Genomic DNA, 18,534 nt, shown 5'->3' on the forward strand with positions numbered 1-18,534 from the left:
TGTAGTATGAATTTAAAAAATAGACAAAATTTAAATCAGAAAAACTAGATATTATTATTACTTGTAAGTTTTTTAAATTGGTAGAAAACTCTTTCAAAAAGACGCAAATCATCTGTAATAATTTCAGCAGTTCCTTTCATTTCTTGTTGAAAAGGAATTTCTTTTTTATAATTTGTAATTAATTTATCGTTTGCAATTACAACATCAATATGATAATTTCCTTCATTATCAGGAATTTTAGAAATCGATTGTACATTTCCAATTAACATTCCATATTCATTGTAAGGAAAGTTGTCTAATTTTAGAATTACTTTTTGACCAATTTTAATTTTACCAGAATTTCTTCGTGGAATTTTTATTTTAGTTATATAAACAGATTTTTCAATTGGTAAAATATGAAAAACCAAATCACCTTGTTTTAAATTTTGATTTTCATGCCAAATATTTAAGAAAGAAATTTCTCCTTTAATGGAAGATTTTAAAACATATTTTAATTCCCAATCTTTAATTGATTTTTTTAAATTATTAAAAGATTGACGTACTTTTTTCAACAACTGTGTATCATCTTGAATCTTTTTAATTTCTGTAGATTTTGATGTTTTATCAATAGTTGCTAAACGTTGTTTTACATTTGCAATTTCATTATTGATTGCTTTAAATTGCTTTTCAATATTTAAAAACGCTAATTGCTTTTTCTCATATTCTTGCGTAGAAATAATTCCTTTATCGTATAATTTTTTATTTCTATCTAATTCTTTTTTCTGAAATTCAAATTCTCTTTCTTGTAATTTTTTCTGTGTATAAAAAGTATTTAATTTCTGGTTTGCTTGAAAAATTTCTTCTTTAATTGCTAAAAAATCTCCATCATAAGGATGTAATTTCTGATGAAGAATATAATTTGTATAATTCGTTTCAAAAACTTCAAAAGCATTTGTTACATCACCTAAAAGCATTGGATCTAATTTTTCAAAAGGAAAATAAAAATGATTATCTCGTGTCTGAATTGTATCCATTATTGATTTTAAAAAGAAAATATCATGATAATCTGCGCTATTTTCAAGAACAGCAAGAATATTATTTTTCTCTACGATACTATTATTCGAAGTAAAAATTGTATCGATATTTGCTGTAATTTTAGTGTAAATTTTTTCAGGAGGAATTTCAGTTGTAAGTGTAGCTTCTCCCGCAATTTTATCAGGATATTTAATAAACCAAGTTAAAGAAATTAATAAAAAAACTACACCAAAAATCACTGTATTTCCCCAACGAAACACAATATTCGGCACATCTTCTAAAATTTCTCGAACTTCTTCACTTCTTAAATCTATGTCGTCTTCGTGTAATGGCATCTAACTTCCTAATTCTAATTGATTCTTAACTAAATGATAATAATTTCCTTCTGCATATACTAATTCATCATGTGTTCCAACTTCCACAATTTTTCCTTTTTCCAACACAACAATTTGATCTGCATTTTTCACCGTACTTAATCGATGTGCAATTACAATTACAGTTTTATTTTCAAAAAACTGATTTAAATTTTCCATAATTACACGTTCATTATTTGCATCTAAAGCAGAAGTTGCCTCGTCAAAAAATAAAAACTTTGGATCTTTATAAACAGCTCTTGCAATTAAAATTCGTTGTTTTTGTCCTGTACTTAAATTACTTCCTTCACGTCCTAAAGTTGTATTATAATTTAAAGGTAAACTTTCTACATATTCACGAATATTTGCAACAGTTGCAGCATGAATTAATTTCTTTTTATCAATATAATCTTCACCAACAGCAATATTTTTTGCAATTGTATCATTAAAAATATAACCTTCTTGCATCACTACACCACAGTTGTCTCTCCAAACTCTAGGTTCAATACTTTCTAAATTTGCGCCACCAATTTTAATTTTCCCATAATCTAATTTGTAGAAATTTAATAGTAATTTCAATAAAGTAGTTTTTCCACTTCCACTTGTTCCTACGATTGCTGTGATTTTATTTGGAGGAATTGTTAAAGTTAAATCTTCTAAAACTGGATTAAAATTATTCGGATATTGAAAATTGATATTTTCTAAACAAATTTCTGAATTATCTGGAATTACAATATTTTCTTCAAAACCAATAGAAGATTCATTTTTGGCGTTATAAATTTCTAAAAGTCGTTCAATTGCAATTTTGGCATCTTGTGCATCTTTTATGAATTTAATTAGATTTAAAACAGGAACATTTAATTGTCCTACAATTCCTGCAATTGCAACCATCATCCCCAAAGTTAATTCTCCATCAATAACTAAAGTTGCCGAAACAACAGTGATTAACATATTTTTTAATTCATTGATAAAAGAAGAACCTGTACTTTGTGTTTGCTCTAGCACAAGACTTTTCATTGCATATTTATAGAGAATTGCTTGTTGAAATTCCCATTTCCAACGCATTTTTGTCTCAGCATTATGCAATTTAATTTCTTGCATTCCATAAAGAATTTCATGAATTCTTTCTTGTTCAACACTTCTTTGAGAAAAAAGTAAATAATCAATTTTCTTCCTTTTTTTCAAGAAAAATATCACCCAAATGAAATACAAAATACTTCCAACCATAAAAATGGCGAAAATTTTCATACTATAATATGCAAGGATAAAACTAAAAATAAGAAGATTAAATCCAGATAAAACTAGATCAAGAAAAGAAGTTGTAATTAATTTTTTAATTCGATCGTGATCACTAATTTTCATTAATAAATCACCTATTGCAGCTCTTTGAAAATAAGAAACAGGTAATTTCATTAATTTGTAGAAAAAGTCAGAAATCATGGAAATATTGATTCTTGAACCAATATTTAATAAAAGCCAACTTCGAATAATTTCAATAGAACTTCTTCCTACAAAAATTGCTAATTGTGCAATTAAAACCAAATAAACAAAACTGATATCTTGATTTTGAATTCCAATATCTACAATACTTTGCGTTAAAAAAGGAAGAATTACTTGCAGAATACTTGCAGCAATTAAACCTAATAAAAGTTGTAATAAATATTTTTTATATCGGATAGTATATTTTGCAACAAAAGAAAAATCACTAGTTCTTTCTTTCTCTTCTTCTTCGTGTTCTCTTCTATAAAATTCATCAGTTGGTTCTAGAAGAAGAGCAATTCCATCTTTTGTATTTTCATTGGCATTAGAAGCAATCCATTTTCGGATAAATTCCTTTTTTCCTAAAGTATATTTTCCAATTGCAGGATCCGAAATAAAAATTTTATAATCATTTCGAGTCTTTTTAATGTTATAAACAACAACATAATGATTATTTTCCCAATGAATTATGTATGGAAAAGGAGCTTCTAAAAGTGTATTGAAATCTAATTGGTAAACAATGCTTCGAAATCCTAATTTTTCAGCAGCTTCACTTAAACCATATAATAAACTCCCGTCCGTAGTATTTGTATTTGAATAATCACGAAGTTTTTCAATAGAAAAAGTTTTTCCAAAATGTTTGCTTATAATTTTTAAACAAGTTGGACCACAATCTTTTTGTTCTTTCTGTGTATAATGAGGGAATTTCTTTAACAATATTCAAAAGTTTTAAACCTATAAACACAAATATATAATCATATTTCAATTTTTAACAATTTTATGAAATAAAATATTATTTATTTAAGTGTTTATGCTAGCATTTCCTCTTTTTCTTCTATTAATTCATCAATAAAATAAAGGATATCTTCATATTCGAATTTATCAGGGAATTTTTTTCCGTCAACCAAAACAAGTGGCGTAAAAGTAATTCCATTTTGTTTACACCAACTTTCTTCTTGTTTTAAAATTTCTAAAAAGTTTTCATTATCAGTTGCTCCCCATTTTTGTAACCAATTTTTAGGATTTGAACCTTCACTATAAATTTCATGCATTGGTTCTAAAACTGATTCTTTATTTTGATGGTACAATTCTAAAAGTCGTAATGGAATTTTATTTCCATCATGAATTTCATTAGTATTTACATTAAAACGAATTACAATTCGGATGTTTTCATTTTTTTTATTTAAAACTTTTTCAATTGCAGCATGAGTTTTTTTACAAAATCCACATAAAGGATTTGTAACAACTAAAATTTCTAAAAGTCCATTTTCATTTCCTAAAACAATTTCGTTTTCTATTTTATTTACTGGATAGTTAACTTCTTTTTCAGATAATAATTTAAATAGTTCAAAATCTCTTTTGAATTTTGTAAATGAAATTTGTGTTTTCTGTAATTCTTGTGATTTCTTCAACAAATTTTTAATTGGATACCAAATAATCATTGATAAAATTCCAATTACTGAATAAATTAGCAATGAATTATAAAAAGAAGAATTTATTAATATTTCATCCGAAAACGATAGAAAAATCACTGCTTGAATTACTAAAATAGAAATGATTCCTAAACAAAGTTTACACCATTGTTTTAAAACAATTTTCTGTGAATAAATGGAATAAAAAGCTATTGGGAAACTAAGTAAACTAATTAGAAATAATAAAGTGAAATTTTGAATATTAAGTAAAGAAAAAGCAATCCATGAAATTAATGAAGTTGAAAAATACAGAATTGTTAAATCACTCATCTTAAATCCTAAAATTTTCATTCCAGATTTTATTACTGAATTACAACCTGTATTATTTTCCGAATTACAGATTTTACTACCTAAAGTAGAATTGATTTCAAGTTCTTGAAAAAGAATTAAAATAGAGAATGTTAATCCAATTAATGATAAGCTAAATTGAGAATATTCTAAAATGGAGTTTAAGCCAAAAATAAAGAAGAAAATTAATCCTGTAATTAAAAAAAAATATTTTGAATATTCTACAATTTTATTTTGAGAATTAGTAGAAGATTCAAAGTTCACTTCTTCAATCACCATACAAATTCCTGTCCATATCTTTAAAAATTCAGGTTTTTCAATTTTTTCAAATTTCTTTCCATCAGTTGAAATCTCCCAAATTTCACCATTAATTTTTATGATAGCAATTTCTTCCTCTTTTTCTTTTTTTATTTGGGCTAAAAATGAATTTTCAAAGTAATCCAATGTATTTTCTTCCACAGGAACTTCATACACACTAGAATTTATAGAAAAGTGGTTAAAAAGCTCTGTAATTGAAAATAGGGATGGAAAATCAGGATGACTTTCCAATTGTAATTTCATTTCTTCTTTTTCAACTTGAGTGTTGTGAAGTTTTAGGAAGTTATAGATAAGGTCAAAGATAGAATTGTACATAGAAATAAATGTAAAAGCAGAAATTTAATTTCTGCTTTTTTTAAAGTTTAATATTTATTAACCGTATGATTCATCGCCTGGAACACAAGAATTAAATCGACAAATTTCCCCAGGAGGACATCCTCCTGGACAACCTATCCTATTCCCTCCATTAATGTTTTTTTGAGCTTCTTTGTTTAATTTTTTTGCTTCTGCTAATTTCTTCATAATTAAAATTAATTTTTTGATTAAGCTTCTATTTATTTTAAGACACAGAAACTATGATGTCTTTTCTAGAAAAGGATTAACCCTTATTCATTAAAAATTGCAATTTTAATATCGTTCTTCTTTAACAAATATATCTTTTTATGTTTAAAAAAGCAAATGATTTTTATCATAAAATCATAATTTTAACATTTAATTAAAGATATAATATTAATGTTAACTTCAATATATAACTTCCTAAATTAAATATTTATTGTGTAAATCAACGGATTAAATAAATATTTTAACAGAACTCGTATATCTTAAAATTAATAAATTATTTTTAAAATATCTAATTATAATTATATAATTGAAATTATATATACTAAAATTATGCCAGAATTATAAAATCTTTTTAATTACTCGAAGTTTATGTGTATGTTTCCTTAAATCAGTATTATAAATCCCACTATGGTCCAATCTATCGATACGAACTTTACCATGTGCATGAATGATATAATTATCTTTCATGATAATTCCCACATGTGTAATTTTTCCATCTTTATTATCAAAAAATGCTAAATCTCCTGGATCGCTTTCTTCAATAAAACTCAATGCTTCTCCCTGTGTAGCTTGTTGTGAAGCATCTCTTAATAATTTACATCCACATAATTTATAAACCATTTGTGTAAAACCAGAGCAGTCAATTCCAAATGGCGATTTCCCTCCCCATAAATAAGGAGTATTTAAATATAAAAAAGCAGTTTCAACCAATTTATCTCTTAAAACTTCTGTATTACATCTTACTTTTCCTTCATAAATATAAGATGTCTCATTTATAGATAATTGATTATTTTCAAAATTAGGCAAAGTCGCACCTAAAGGTATTGTAGTTAAATTTTGCTCTTTATCATAAACAAAATCAACCAATTCACTAGCAGAGTGAATTGGTGATTTTTCTAAATTATTATAAATTTCCTTAGAAATTATTTCATATTGCTTATTATCAATCCATCCTTCGTAATTATCATATGCTGAACGAACCTTACTCCACTTTTTACGTTGTTCTAAGATTTTAAAATGTTCACCAAAAAGAATTTGAGACACCATTTCACTCTTATCATCAGGCTTGTCTCTCATCGGGATAATACTCAAATTACAAATAGCGTATTGCATATATTTTTCGGATTGATTTATTTAAAGATATTACATTCTTTCTAAAACGATAGCACTTGCTCCACCACCACCGTTACAAATTCCGGCAGCTCCAATTTTAGCATCATTTTGTTCAAGAACACTTAATAAAGTTACAACAATTCTAGCACCTGAACATCCAAGTGGGTGTCCTAAAGAAACTGCACCTCCATTAACATTTACCTTTGATGCATCTAATCCTAAAATCTTCATATTTGCTAATCCAACAACACTAAATGCCTCATTGAATTCAAAATAATCAACATCATCAATAGAAATTCCTGCTTTATCTAAAGCTTTTGGCATTGCTTTAGCTGGCGCTGTTGTAAACCATTCTGGCTCTTGAGCAGCATCAGCATATCCAGTCACTTTTGCTAAAGGTTTTAACCCTAATTCAGCAGCTTTATCAGCACTCATTAAAATTACAGCAGCAGCTCCATCATTTAAAGTCGAAGCATTTGCAGCAGTTACAGTTCCATCTTTAGAGAAAGCTGGACGTAAAGCTGGAATTTTTTCCATTTTTACATTTGTATACTCCTCATCTTTTGAAACCACAACAGGTTCTCCTCTTCTTTGAGGTACCTCAACTGGAACAACTTCATTATCAAATTTTCCTGCTTCCCATGCAGCAGCAGATCTATTATAAGATTCAACAGCAAATGCATCTTGCTCTTCTCTTGAAAATTCATGCTCTGTTGCACATAAATCAGCACAAACTCCCATTAATTTTTGAGAATAAACATCTGTTAATCCATCTTTAATTAATCCATCAACAGCATTGAAGTTTCCAAATTTATGTCCATTTCTTCCATCAATATAATGTGGAACCATTGACATATTTTCCATTCCTCCTGCCACAATAACTTCAGCATCTCCAGCTTTAATAGCTTGAGCGGCTTGCATAATTGTTTTCATTCCAGAAGAACATACTTTATTTACAGTTGTACAAGGAACATCTTGAGAAATTCCAGCATAAATTGCAGCTTGACGAGCTGGAGCTTGCCCTACGTTTGCTTGTAATACATTCCCAAAAATTACTTCATCAACTAATTTTGCATCTAAATTTATTTTATTTAAAGCACCTTTGATTGCTACTGCTCCTAACTGTGGCGCTGATACAGAAGATAATCCTCCTAAAAACTTTCCAAGTGGCGTTCTTGCAGCTGATACTATTACTACATCCTTCATTTTTATATAATTTTGTGGTTTTATTTTTTGATACTGCGAAAATAAGATTTTTTTTAGAGATTATCAGTAGCATTCTCCTTTTACTCTTATTTAATTAATAGAAATTTTAATTTTATTTCTCAAAAAGAATGAATTCTCCTTTCTTCTTCTCTTCAATTTAATTTCAACTTTTGGCATCCACCTTCTTTTAATTGCATTTTTCAAAACGTTTAAAGCTATGATTTTTACATTTTTTTTAAGTTAATCTAACTTCTTTTTTTTAACATTTAAAAACAACTGTATATATGAGTAAAATATTTAACATTTAAAAACTTACATCTTATATTTAATCTTTTTTTTTAAGATAATATTTAGTGATTTTATAATAAAAACGCATTAAGATTTTTTTAACGTTTCACACCTATTTTTTGGAACAGTTCTTTCCTTATATGCCTCCGAAACTGAAACTAAATACAAAACATTATGATAAAAATTTCAAACAAACTTTTAGTAGTATTAGGAATCGTTGGTTTAACATTAGGATTTCAAGCTTGTTCAGATGATGATACAACGGATGATCCAGTAGTTGAAAATCCAGATAACCCAGATGAAGAAGATCCAAACGGTGAAGATCCAGATAATGAAAATCCTGACGAAGAAGATCCAAATGGAGAAGACCCAAATGGAGAAGATCCAGATGATGGAGATGACAATACAGATCCAGATGATCCTGATACAGATCCAATTCCAGGAGACAATGGACAATTAGTAGAAAATGGTCCAAATACTTTCTCACAAACTCCTTGGAGTGAAAATTATAGCGCTGGTGGATTAAGTTCTCCTGCCGCAGATTATTCTTTAGACACACCAAATCCAATTTTATCAGAAACTCCAAATGGTGTTTACATGTCTAATGTTCCTTTAACGCTTGAAGTTGAAGATAGAAAACAATCAGATTGGTTTGCACATCGAGTTTTAAAATTCACAAACCGTTCTAACAAAAATTTACATATTGATTCTGGTTTCTTAATAGTAAAAGCTCCTTCTGGGTCACCACTTTCACACTCTTTCTGGAATAGCCGTTCTCCTTTTGGACATCCACAACAAGATTATGTAGAAGTAAATATTCCTAATTCAACTAATTCATACTACATTGCTAGACTTGTTTTCCACGATGTAGGTGAAAGCCAAAGAACTGCTTATCCAAACGAGCCTTTCGAATATCGTTTAGGAATTCCAATTGATCCAAATAACGGATACCTTTCTGAAGAAGAAACTAAAAACTCTATAATCTTTATTGCTGATTTAAATGGTGAGAAAAACCAAGATTTAGTAGAAAAATACGGATTAAAGAGATTCACTGACTAAGAAAAATAGTTTAGGTTCATATTCATTTCATTTGTGAAAAAAGAGGCTAAATCATTAATGATTTAGCCTCTTTTACTTACCCTATATAAATTTACCTACTGTATTTTCTAACATTAGAAAAAGAAGAGACAGACTTTGTTTTCGAAACACCTTTATTTCTGTAGAATATTTTTGCTGTCCCCTCTTTTAAAACACACGAAACAATATTTTTGTTTATTACATTATTTTCTAAATTCCCACTGACTATTTTGTAATTTCCAGCTTGAATTTTTGTAGTATTTAATATTGTTTTTTCTTGTTTTAAATTAAATTCAAGTTTACCACACATTCCAGCTAAATTCACATAAATACTGTCAATTTCTATTTCTTTTTTTGTTGTTATATCAATCTCAATTCTTTTATAAGGTGAAATAGATTCTATCCCTGGAAAAATTTGCTGCATTTCTGCCAAATCAACTTTTATACTTCCACAAGAAATCATTGAAAACACTAAAAAAAACAACAAATATTTCTTCATTTTCATGTTTTTATTCAATTACTAATTTTTGAGTTTTTTCTCTACCTTCTGAACTAATTTTCACTAAATATAAACCTGTAGCAACATTTTCTAAATTAATAGAAACTTGCTCTTTTTTTGTTTCAGAATGATAAACTACTCCTCCAATTCTATTATAAATAATTATACTTTTTTCTTTAAATTCTGGTGGAAAATTAATTACAAAATTACCACTTGATGGATTCGGATAAACCGAAAATAAATTATCTTCAAATTCTGGTGTATTTATAGAAGAGTTAATTACAATATCCCAAATTCCTCTTCCAAAAGTTGCTATACGAAGTCGATTTACTTCACCATAAAAAATCTCCATATCATTTACAATTACATTTGGTAATCCATTTCCAAAAATCTCCCAATCACCTTCTACATCTTGCTGATTTAAACGAAAAACTTTTACATCTGTTCCTAAATATAAATTACCATTTCCTCCTGTTTCATATAGAATTTTATGCATTGGAATATTTGGTAAAGAACCAGAAATATTTGTCCAACTTCCACCGCTGTTTGTTGATTTATAGACTTTTTCCCCAGCTGTATATCCGCTATATGTAATATAAACTTCATTTGGATTTGTAGAATTTACAGCGATACTTGTAATTCTGTTATCAGAAGGTTGCGTTATTGTTTGCCATGAGCTTCCTCCATTTGTAGTTCTATATAAATTTGTATTACTAGCAATGTAAATTATATTCGGATTTGAAGGTGCAATTGTAAGAACTTTTACACCAAAAGTTGGCGAAGATAAATTTGTCCATGATGTTCCACTATTTGTAGATTTATAAATATTTGAAAATCCTCCAAAAAGAATTGTCGGAATTGTTGGATGTATTTCCAATGGCCAAACAAAACTATTTCCAAATGGTGTATTTAAAACTTGTGGATCTGTAGCCCAACCATTTGTAGTTCTTTCAACATATCCAAATTGAGAACACGTCCAAGCAACATTTGAATTGGAATAATTCCAAACTGCTTCCACACCATCTGTTCCATAATTTCTATTTATCCAATCATTTCCGTTGTATTGTGTCACATCATTATCTTGCGCTCCAGCCAAAATAAAATCTTTGTTTTGTGGCGTTACAGCTAATTTATAATATTGTGTAATTGCTAATCCTCCTGACAAATCTACCCAAGGTGTAGAACTTGTAATGTCTCCTTTATTTAAACCTCCATCATTTGCTGAAAAAACAGTTGTATTACTTCCCGGTAAAAACTTTAAATCATGATGATCTGAATGCACATAAAAAAACGGATCACTTGGCGTCCAATATCCATTTAAATAAACTTCCCAATTTGCTCCACCATCCATAGAACGATGTCCATTTACACCTCCAACTAAAATTAAATTTTTGTTATTTGGTGCAATCGTTACTGTTTGATTATAATTCCCTTGTGTATTAAATTCATCTGGTGGGTTTACAGTAGACCAGCTAACTCCTCCATTGGAAGATTTATAAAAATCATTTGAAGTAATTGCAAAAATAAAATTTGAATCATTTTCTGTAAGTGCGATATCTAATCTTCCTGATCCAAAATTTTGTGTTGATTCATCCCAAGTTTCACCTGAATCTGCCGAACTATAAAAAGAACCAGAATTACTAGTTGCAAACATTATAGAAGCATCTCCTTTTTTAAATAAAATATCATTAAATCCTCCTGATGTTGTTTCTTTAGAAGTCCAATTCGCTCCAGCATCTGTAGATTTGTAAATTGCTGTATTTGTAGTAGCAAAAAGTATATTTGAATTATTTGGATCAATTACAATATGCGCAACTAAAAAATCTTGAGTTACATCAAAATTTAAACCTGTTAAATTCCAAGTTTCTCCTCCATCAGTTGATTTTAAAACTCCAAAAGATCTATTTTGCATTCCATCAAAATCTCCTGTTGCTACATATATGATATCTGAATTATTTGGATCAACTGCAATATCTGAAACTCCCAAATTTGTAACAGTATCACCTTTTGAAATCCAAGTTGCTCCTTGATCTTCTGATTTCCAAATACCTCCTCCTGGCGAACCAACCCAAAGTACATTTGCATTACTAGGATCAAATGTCACAACATTTAATCGTCCTAATCCTGCATAAAAAGTTACAGTTGATTCTGGGATTTCATTTGGACCTAAAGAAACCCAATCATTATCTTCATTTACTTCTCTTTTATTTGCTTTATTTTGTATATATAAATTCCATTCTTTGTAGTTTTTTAATGGATTTACAAAATTATTTGAAGCATCAACTCTAGTTTCCCAGAAATATTTCCAACGTTCAAATTGCTTAACTTTCTTTAAATTTTTTCTATTTAAACTTCGGACATTTTCTAAGTAATTAGATAGCTCTTTTTCTCCATCTTTATGAATGCTTTCAAAGTTTTTTTCTTGAGTAAGCATTTCAAATCTCCAATTTTCTTGTCCAAATGAAAAAATAGAGAAAATAAACAATAGTAAAGTAATTTTTTTCATGAATATAATCTATTTAATATTCTGTAAATATAATCATTAAATAAATTATAATCATTTGATTTTTAGTTAATTAACAATTTGAAAATCAACTAATTAGCATAAAAAAACCTCTAAAAAGAGGTTGTTGTTATTTTGCTTGATTCCAATAAAAATCCATTTCTTCTAATGTCATTTCGGTGAGATCTAAATTATTTTCTCTTGCTTTTTCTTCCAAATATTGAAATCTGTGAATAAACTTTTTATTTGTTCTTTCCAAAGCATTTTCAGGATTGATATTTAAGAACCTTGCATAATTAATAATAGAAAATAAAACATCGCCAAGCTCTGATTCCATCTGGTCTTTATCTTCTTTTTTAATTTCTACTTGCAATTCATCCAATTCTTCTTGCACTTTTTCCCAAACTTGTTCTTTGTTCTCCCAATCAAATCCAACACCTCTTGCCTTTTCCTGAATTCTACTTGCTTTTACCATCGCAGGAAGTGATTTTGGAACTCCTTCTAAAACAGATTTTTTTCCTTTGCCTTCTTTTAGTTTTAGTTTTTCCCAATTTTTCTTTACTTCTTCTTCATTTTCTACTTTGATATCTCCGTAAATATGAGGATGACGATAAATCAGTTTTTCTGAAATTTGGTTTGCAACATCTGCTATATCAAAAGCATTTTTCTCTTGACCGATTTTTGAATAAAAAACAATATGAAGCAATAAATCTCCCAATTCTTTTTTAATTTCTTCCAAATCATTTTCTATAATTGCATCTCCAAGTTCGTATGTTTCCTCAATTGTCAAATGTCGCAAAGATTCTAAAGTTTGCTTTTTATCCCAAGGACACTTCTCTCTTAAATCGTCCATTATATCTAACAAACGACCAAATGCTTTTAGTTTTTCTTCTTTAGAATTCATTTTAAAAAGATTTAAAAAATTTATGATTTGCGATTCTTAAAATTCCTTTATCACCTGAACTGTCACCGTATGCATAAATATCTTTAAAAGAATTTAAATCTACTTCTTCTGATAATCTATGTACTTTTTCTTCACCGTAACAGTTTCTTGTTTTTAATTTTCCTTTAAAAACAGAATTTTCAAACTCAAATTCTGTTGCAATTAATTTTACTCCGTAATATTCAGCAAAAGGTTTTACCCAGATAGAAATAGAAGCGGAAACAATATAGATTTCATGATTTTCTTTCTGATGCCATATTAATTTATCCACAGCCTCTTTTCGCATCATTTCCAATCCTTTTTCTTTAAAAAATAATTCCGATTGTGTATCTAGCCATTCTTTTGTTTTTCCTTCAAAAAAATAAGCCATCATAATTTCTTTTAATTTTTCATTAGAAATAATCTTCAAAAAATATAGTTTGACGTAAAAAGAGCGTAATAAAAACCCAACATACATTTTTGTACTTCCATGTGTGAATTTGATGAATTCAAACATTGTGTCTTTTGTAGTTAAAGTTCCATCAAAATCAAAAATCGCTAACGTTTTTTTCATCTTTTATATTTAAGAATTATCAAATCATCTTCCACATGTACCACAGAATAATCATCTGTTTCTTTTAAATCTGATTCTTGAACATCAAAAGCTTTTTTAAACTCATTGTCTAAAATAATGTATTCATAATCACGATCCATCGTGTTTTCAATTAATTCTTTAAAATTATATTTTGGCATTCCTTTTACTTCTCTGAAAAAAGAAAATTGATTAATGTTTGCGATTTTTTCTTGTGTTTTAATCTGTTCAAAAATCAAATTACCATTAGATAAAACTTTATTTCCAGATCCAATTATCGATTCTACTTTTTCTCCATAAGCTTCCCAATCTTTTGATTTATAAATATTCGAAACCGTTAATTGCACCATAAAACCAACGGAACTTACTAAACAAATTAACACAAAAATCGAGCTAAATTTCTGTTTCCATTTTACATCACTTTGCAAGATTTTAAACGATTCTCCAAAAAGCAAAAGTAACATTGGATAGAAAAGTAAAATATACTTTGTTGTTTTTGTATAAGCATATAATCCGAACAAAATCATTGCTAAAAAAGTATATGTTAGCAAAAATGGATTTTGTTTTTTAAGTCTTTTAAAAGTTAAAATGATAAATAACGTTAATGGAACAGTGAAAACAAGCCAAAATCCTTCAGAATAATATCTTTCATGTTCTCCAATTAACTTTGTGATTGGTGAATACCAATAAAAATTTGAATGCCCTAAAGAAGGATCATTAGAAAATTGGTTTAAGAAGTAAGGAATATCGGCATAAATTAAAATATCGGCAAAATAAAGAGAGAAAACTGCCGAAGAAATCAAACCGTAAATTACAGCTCGGATATATTCTTTTTTAAAGAAAAATAAATAAATCGTAGCAGCTCCAATATAAACAACTCCATTTAAATGCGTTAAAAATGCCAAACCAGCAAAAATTGCAGATAAAAGGAAAGGTAAGTTTTTCTTTGTATTGATAAATTTTTCAAGAAAGATAAATGATATAAATCCGATAGTCATTTGCATTATTTCAGGTCTAAAACTTGAAACAAATTCCTGAAATTCATTTGTTAAAAACAATACACTTAAAGGCAATAAAATCATTGCATCATTCCATTTCACTTGATATTTCTTTTTAATATAATAAAAGAAAACACCAATAAATAAAAGAGAATATAGAAGACCATTTAAGTGTAAAGTAAACAAAGACCAACCGAAAATTTTCGTTACGAAATATCCGCTATAAATTAAAAGTTTATGAAAAACTGTTTGGTATTCATCGATCCCAATATTTCCAAATTCACCAATTAAATTTGAATGAACTTTTCCATCTTTTAAAAGCCAAAAAACTTGTTCTCCAATATAATCATCGTCTAAACGAGCATTTTGGTTAAAATTTATCAAAAGAAAAAATAGAATTCCGATGATTAGAAATACCTGTAAATATGTTTTTTTTAGCGGAGTAATCATTTTTAAAAATAAATTATATAACAGAAAAATAGAATCCAAAGAATTAAAGAACTTTGAATTACACCATCTTTATAAATCACTTTTGTTGGTGACTCTGTATTATTAAAAATTATAGTTTGTTGTAAATAGCGTAAGATTCCAAGTAACACAAAAAGTGCGGAAATAAAAATATAATCTGATTTGAATTGAGCGATTACATCATCCGAAGTTACATACATAATATAAGAGACGAATGTAATACTGCTCATCATTGTGATTAAAATATCAATAAAAGGTAAAGAATATCCTTTTAATGCAGCTCTAGATTTGTCTCCAGAACTGTTGATTTCTCCTCGTCTTTTTGCTAAAGCTAAAATTAAAGAAAGGAAAAATGTTAGTAATATTAACCATTTTGAAATTTCGATTCCAGTAGCAAAACCACCTGCAAAAACTCGCATTACAAATCCAGTTGCAATTACTAAAATATCGATGATTGCAATTTGTTTTAATTTAAAGCTATAAGCAATATTTAAAACAATATATCCTAAAATTATGTATTTTACTGTAGGAACAATTACAAATAAAAATAATGCTAAAATCGAAAGTAAAACTACTAGGATTATCTTTGCTTGTAATTTAGAAATAGTTCCACTTGCTAAAGGACGAAAACGCTTCTTTGGATGCATTTTATCCTTCTCAATATCAACATAGTCATTTAGAATATATATACTACTAGAAGCAATACAAAAACTTAAAAATGCGTAAATTGAATTTAAATAAATCTCTTTTTCAAAAAAAGAGCCTGCAAAAAATGCAGGCATAAATATAAAAAGATTCTTTATCCACTGTTTTACGCGAATTAGCTTAATTATTTCAGTGAAAAATTTCATTTTTTTATTAATTTTCTTCAGAGGCTGTTTCTTCTGTTTCTACTTCTTCTTCCTCATTATTAATAGAAGAAAAATCTAAACCTGCTGATACTAAAAGATTATACCATTGAATTACCTTACGAATATTTGATACATAAACTCTTTCTTCATCATATTCTGGTAAAACTTCACGGAATAAAGTTACGATTTCTTTTTCATCTGCTTTGTGACTTACTGTTGATTTCCCATCAAACTTCTCCGCCAAATCTTTAAAGATATTTCTTAAAGGTATCTCTTCAGTATAAGAATATATTGCGATATCGTTTAATGCACTTACGTTGTGAGCAGCATTAATAGGGAAACGTTTTTTATCTACGATATTTCCTACGATAAAACCTCCTTTTGATTGCGCAATAATTTCGTATAATCCAGGTTTACCTGCAATTGAAATAATTTTTTCTAAAGTCATATTTTTAATATTTTATTTTCTTTTTAATTTCGGAAAACGCATTCTATATTCAGGCGTAATTTTTCCTTTTGCTATATTTTCAAGTTTTTTCTTGATAAGTCTTTTCTTTAATGAAGTAAGGTGATCTGTAAATAAAATTCCATCGATATGATCATACTCATGTTGGAAAACTCTTGCAGCTAATCCTGTTAACTTTTCTGTATGTTTTTCGAAATTCTCATCATAATATTCTACAACAATTGATTCTTTTCTAAACACATCCTCACGCACATTAGGAATACTCAAACAACCTTCACTAAAAGCCCATTCTTCTCCTGTTTCTTCTAAAATTCTTGCGTTAATAAATACTTTATTATAATTTGCCAGAAAAGCTCTTTCTCCTTCTTCTAAATCCTCATCTTCTGCAAAAGGTCTTGCATCTACAAGAAAAAGACGAATTGAAAGACCTATTTGAGGAGCTGCTAAACCTACACCATGCGCATTTGCCATTGTTTCACGCATATTTTCGATAAGTTTCTCTAAGTTTGGATAGTTTTCGTCAATATCAACTCCTACTTTTTTCAATACGGGATCACCGTATGCTACAATTGGTAAAATCATTTTCTTTTGTTTACTTCAAGGCTGCAAAAATACAAAGTTAAGCCGATTTTTCAACTTTAAGGACAAAGTTTTTCTAAATCAACTAGGTAGTAATTATAAATTATGAAGATAATCTTGTAGAATAATTGTTGCACTAATTTCATCTATAAGTGCTTTATTTCTACGTTGTTTTTTTCCCAAACCACTATCAATCATCGTTTGAAATGCCATTTTTGAAGTAAATCTTTCATCTACCCTTTTTAACGGAATTTTAGGAAAAGTTTTCTGAAATTTCTCTGCAAATTCATTAATTAAAACTGCACTTTCACTTGCTGTATTATCCATTTGTTTTGGATCTCCTAAAACTACTTCTTCTACATTTTCCTTTGCAAAATAATCCATTAAAAAAGAGAACAATTCCTTGGTATCTACTGTTGTCAAACCAGATGCAATAATTTTCATTTCATCTGTTACAGCAATTCCCGTACGTTTCATTCCATAATCTAAAGCTAAAATTCTTCCCATATTTCCTGTTTTCTCTATTTTGCAAAGATAACTAGATTTTAGAAACCTTCTTAAACTTTGCTTTTTTTATATCTTTGCTTCAAATTTTAAAATTAATGGAAAACTTACAAAACATTATTGAAAACGCTTGGGAAAACAGAGAATTATTAAGTAATTCTGAAACTCAAGATGCAATCAGAAAAGTTATTGATTTATTAGATAGTGGTGAACTAAGAGTAGCAGAACCAAAAGGAGATGATTGGCAAGTAAATGAATGGGTAAAAAAAGCCGTAGTTCTTTATTTCCCAATTCAAAAAATGGAAACTTTAGAAGCTGGAATATTCGAATACCACGATAAAATTCCATTAAAGAAAAATCATAAAGAAAGAGGAATCCGTGTAGTTCCTAATGCTGTTGCAAGACATGGAGCTTATATTTCTTCTGGTACTATTTTAATGCCAAGTTATGTAAATATCGGTGCATATGTGGAAGAAGGAACAATGGTTGATACATGGGCAACTGTAGGAAGTTGTGCACAAATTGGTAAAAACGTTCACTTAAGTGGTGGTGTCGGAATTGGTGGCGTTTTAGAACCTTTACAAGCTGCTCCTGTAATTATTGAAGATGATGCGTTTATCGGTTCTAGATGTATTGTAGTTGAAGGTGTTCGTGTAGGAAAAGAAGCTGTTCTTGGAGCAAATGTTGTATTAACTGCAAGTACAAAAATTATTGATGTAACTGGAGAAGAGCCTGTGGAAATGAAAGGATTTGTTCCTGCAAGAAGTGTTGTAATTCCAGGAAGTTATACTAAAAAATTCCCTGCTGGAGAATATAATGTACCTTGTGCTTTAATTATTGGAACTCGTAAAGAGTCTACAAATAAAAAAACATCGCTAAATGATGCTCTTCGTGAGTATGATGTAGCTGTATAAAACTAATAACCAAAAAACTCAATTACTGGTTTGTTTCGTTTTAAGCAAACCAGTAATTAACTTAACCAA

The 18,534-nt window shown here is 28.4% G+C and carries 17 protein-coding genes; 2 read left to right on the forward strand and 15 right to left on the reverse strand.

Annotated features, from left to right (window positions below):
• Positions 1-44: 44 nt before the first annotated feature.
• The 6 genes from I1A51_RS04475 to I1A51_RS04500 form a co-directional block, all read right to left on the reverse strand.
• On the reverse strand, positions 45-1,349 hold the full coding sequence (locus tag I1A51_RS04475; RefSeq protein ID WP_196891518.1) for an HlyD family secretion protein: 1,305 nt from the start codon (positions 1,347-1,349) through the stop codon (positions 45-47).
• Complete coding sequence (locus I1A51_RS04480; protein ID WP_196891520.1) at positions 1,350-3,563, reverse strand: peptidase domain-containing ABC transporter; 2,214 nt, start codon at positions 3,561-3,563, stop codon at positions 1,350-1,352.
• 92 nt (positions 3,564-3,655) lie between these two features.
• Positions 3,656-5,239 carry a vitamin K epoxide reductase family protein gene (locus I1A51_RS04485; protein WP_196891521.1) on the reverse strand — a complete coding sequence of 528 codons (1,584 nt, stop codon included), beginning with the start codon at positions 5,237-5,239 and terminating at the stop codon, positions 3,656-3,658.
• A 57-nt stretch (positions 5,240-5,296) separates the two neighbouring features.
• Positions 5,297-5,446, reverse strand: a complete 150-nt coding sequence (locus I1A51_RS04490) for a hypothetical protein (RefSeq protein ID WP_196891523.1) — start codon at positions 5,444-5,446, stop codon at positions 5,297-5,299.
• Positions 5,447-5,824: 378 nt separating this feature from the next.
• Positions 5,825-6,598 carry a C40 family peptidase gene (locus I1A51_RS04495; protein ID WP_196891525.1) on the reverse strand — a complete coding sequence of 258 codons (774 nt, stop codon included), beginning with the start codon at positions 6,596-6,598 and terminating at the stop codon, positions 5,825-5,827.
• Between the two features lie 30 nt (positions 6,599-6,628).
• Positions 6,629-7,804 carry an acetyl-CoA C-acyltransferase gene (locus tag I1A51_RS04500; protein ID WP_196891526.1) on the reverse strand — a complete coding sequence of 392 codons (1,176 nt, stop codon included), beginning with the start codon at positions 7,802-7,804 and terminating at the stop codon, positions 6,629-6,631.
• 462 nt (positions 7,805-8,266) lie between these two features.
• Here I1A51_RS04500 and I1A51_RS04505 point away from each other — a divergent pair, with 462 nt between their 5' ends.
• Positions 8,267-9,151, forward strand: coding sequence for a hypothetical protein (locus tag I1A51_RS04505; protein WP_196891528.1), 885 nt, complete (start codon positions 8,267-8,269; stop codon positions 9,149-9,151).
• 91 nt (positions 9,152-9,242) lie between these two features.
• Here I1A51_RS04505 and I1A51_RS04510 read toward each other — a convergent pair whose 3' ends face one another.
• From I1A51_RS04510 to ruvX, 9 genes are all read right to left on the reverse strand, one after another.
• Entirely contained in the window at positions 9,243-9,674 is a 432-nt protein-coding gene (locus I1A51_RS04510; protein ID WP_196891529.1) for a hypothetical protein, read from the reverse strand.
• A gap of 4 nt (positions 9,675-9,678) precedes the next feature.
• Positions 9,679-12,174, reverse strand: a complete 2,496-nt coding sequence (locus tag I1A51_RS04515; protein WP_196891531.1) for a T9SS type A sorting domain-containing protein — start codon at positions 12,172-12,174, stop codon at positions 9,679-9,681.
• A gap of 127 nt (positions 12,175-12,301) precedes the next feature.
• Positions 12,302-13,075 (reverse strand): nucleoside triphosphate pyrophosphohydrolase, encoded by a 774-nt coding sequence (mazG, locus tag I1A51_RS04520; protein WP_196891532.1) that lies wholly within the window; start codon positions 13,073-13,075, stop codon positions 12,302-12,304.
• A gap of 1 nt (position 13,076) precedes the next feature.
• A complete protein-coding gene (locus I1A51_RS04525; protein WP_196891534.1) occupies positions 13,077-13,667 on the reverse strand; it encodes an HAD family hydrolase in 591 nt (196 codons plus the stop codon).
• Positions 13,664-15,133 carry an ArnT family glycosyltransferase gene (locus tag I1A51_RS04530; protein WP_196891536.1) on the reverse strand — a complete coding sequence of 490 codons (1,470 nt, stop codon included), beginning with the start codon at positions 15,131-15,133 and terminating at the stop codon, positions 13,664-13,666. Before I1A51_RS04530 ends, I1A51_RS04525 begins: the two co-directional genes overlap by 4 nt.
• 2 nt (positions 15,134-15,135) lie before the next feature.
• Complete coding sequence (locus I1A51_RS04535) at positions 15,136-16,002, reverse strand: decaprenyl-phosphate phosphoribosyltransferase (RefSeq protein WP_196891537.1); 867 nt, start codon at positions 16,000-16,002, stop codon at positions 15,136-15,138.
• A gap of 7 nt (positions 16,003-16,009) precedes the next feature.
• Positions 16,010-16,450, reverse strand: coding sequence for a DUF5606 family protein (locus I1A51_RS04540; protein ID WP_196891539.1), 441 nt, complete (start codon positions 16,448-16,450; stop codon positions 16,010-16,012).
• Positions 16,451-16,462: 12 nt separating this feature from the next.
• Positions 16,463-17,050 (reverse strand): peptide deformylase, encoded by a 588-nt coding sequence (gene def / locus I1A51_RS04545; RefSeq protein ID WP_196891540.1) that lies wholly within the window; start codon positions 17,048-17,050, stop codon positions 16,463-16,465.
• Positions 17,051-17,143: 93 nt separating this feature from the next.
• The gene (gene ruvX, locus I1A51_RS04550) at positions 17,144-17,554 is read right to left on the reverse strand and encodes a Holliday junction resolvase RuvX (protein WP_196891542.1); all 411 of its coding nucleotides are present in this window, start codon (positions 17,552-17,554) and stop codon (positions 17,144-17,146) included.
• A 95-nt stretch (positions 17,555-17,649) separates the two neighbouring features.
• Between ruvX and I1A51_RS04555 the strand changes: the two genes are divergently transcribed.
• Positions 17,650-18,465 carry a 2,3,4,5-tetrahydropyridine-2,6-dicarboxylate N-succinyltransferase gene (locus I1A51_RS04555; protein ID WP_196891543.1) on the forward strand — a complete coding sequence of 272 codons (816 nt, stop codon included), beginning with the start codon at positions 17,650-17,652 and terminating at the stop codon, positions 18,463-18,465.
• Positions 18,466-18,534: the final 69 nt, after the last annotated feature.

The organism is Aureivirga marina (genome assembly GCF_015767265.1).
Taxonomy (GTDB): Bacteria; Bacteroidota; Bacteroidia; order Flavobacteriales; family Flavobacteriaceae; genus Aureivirga; species Aureivirga marina.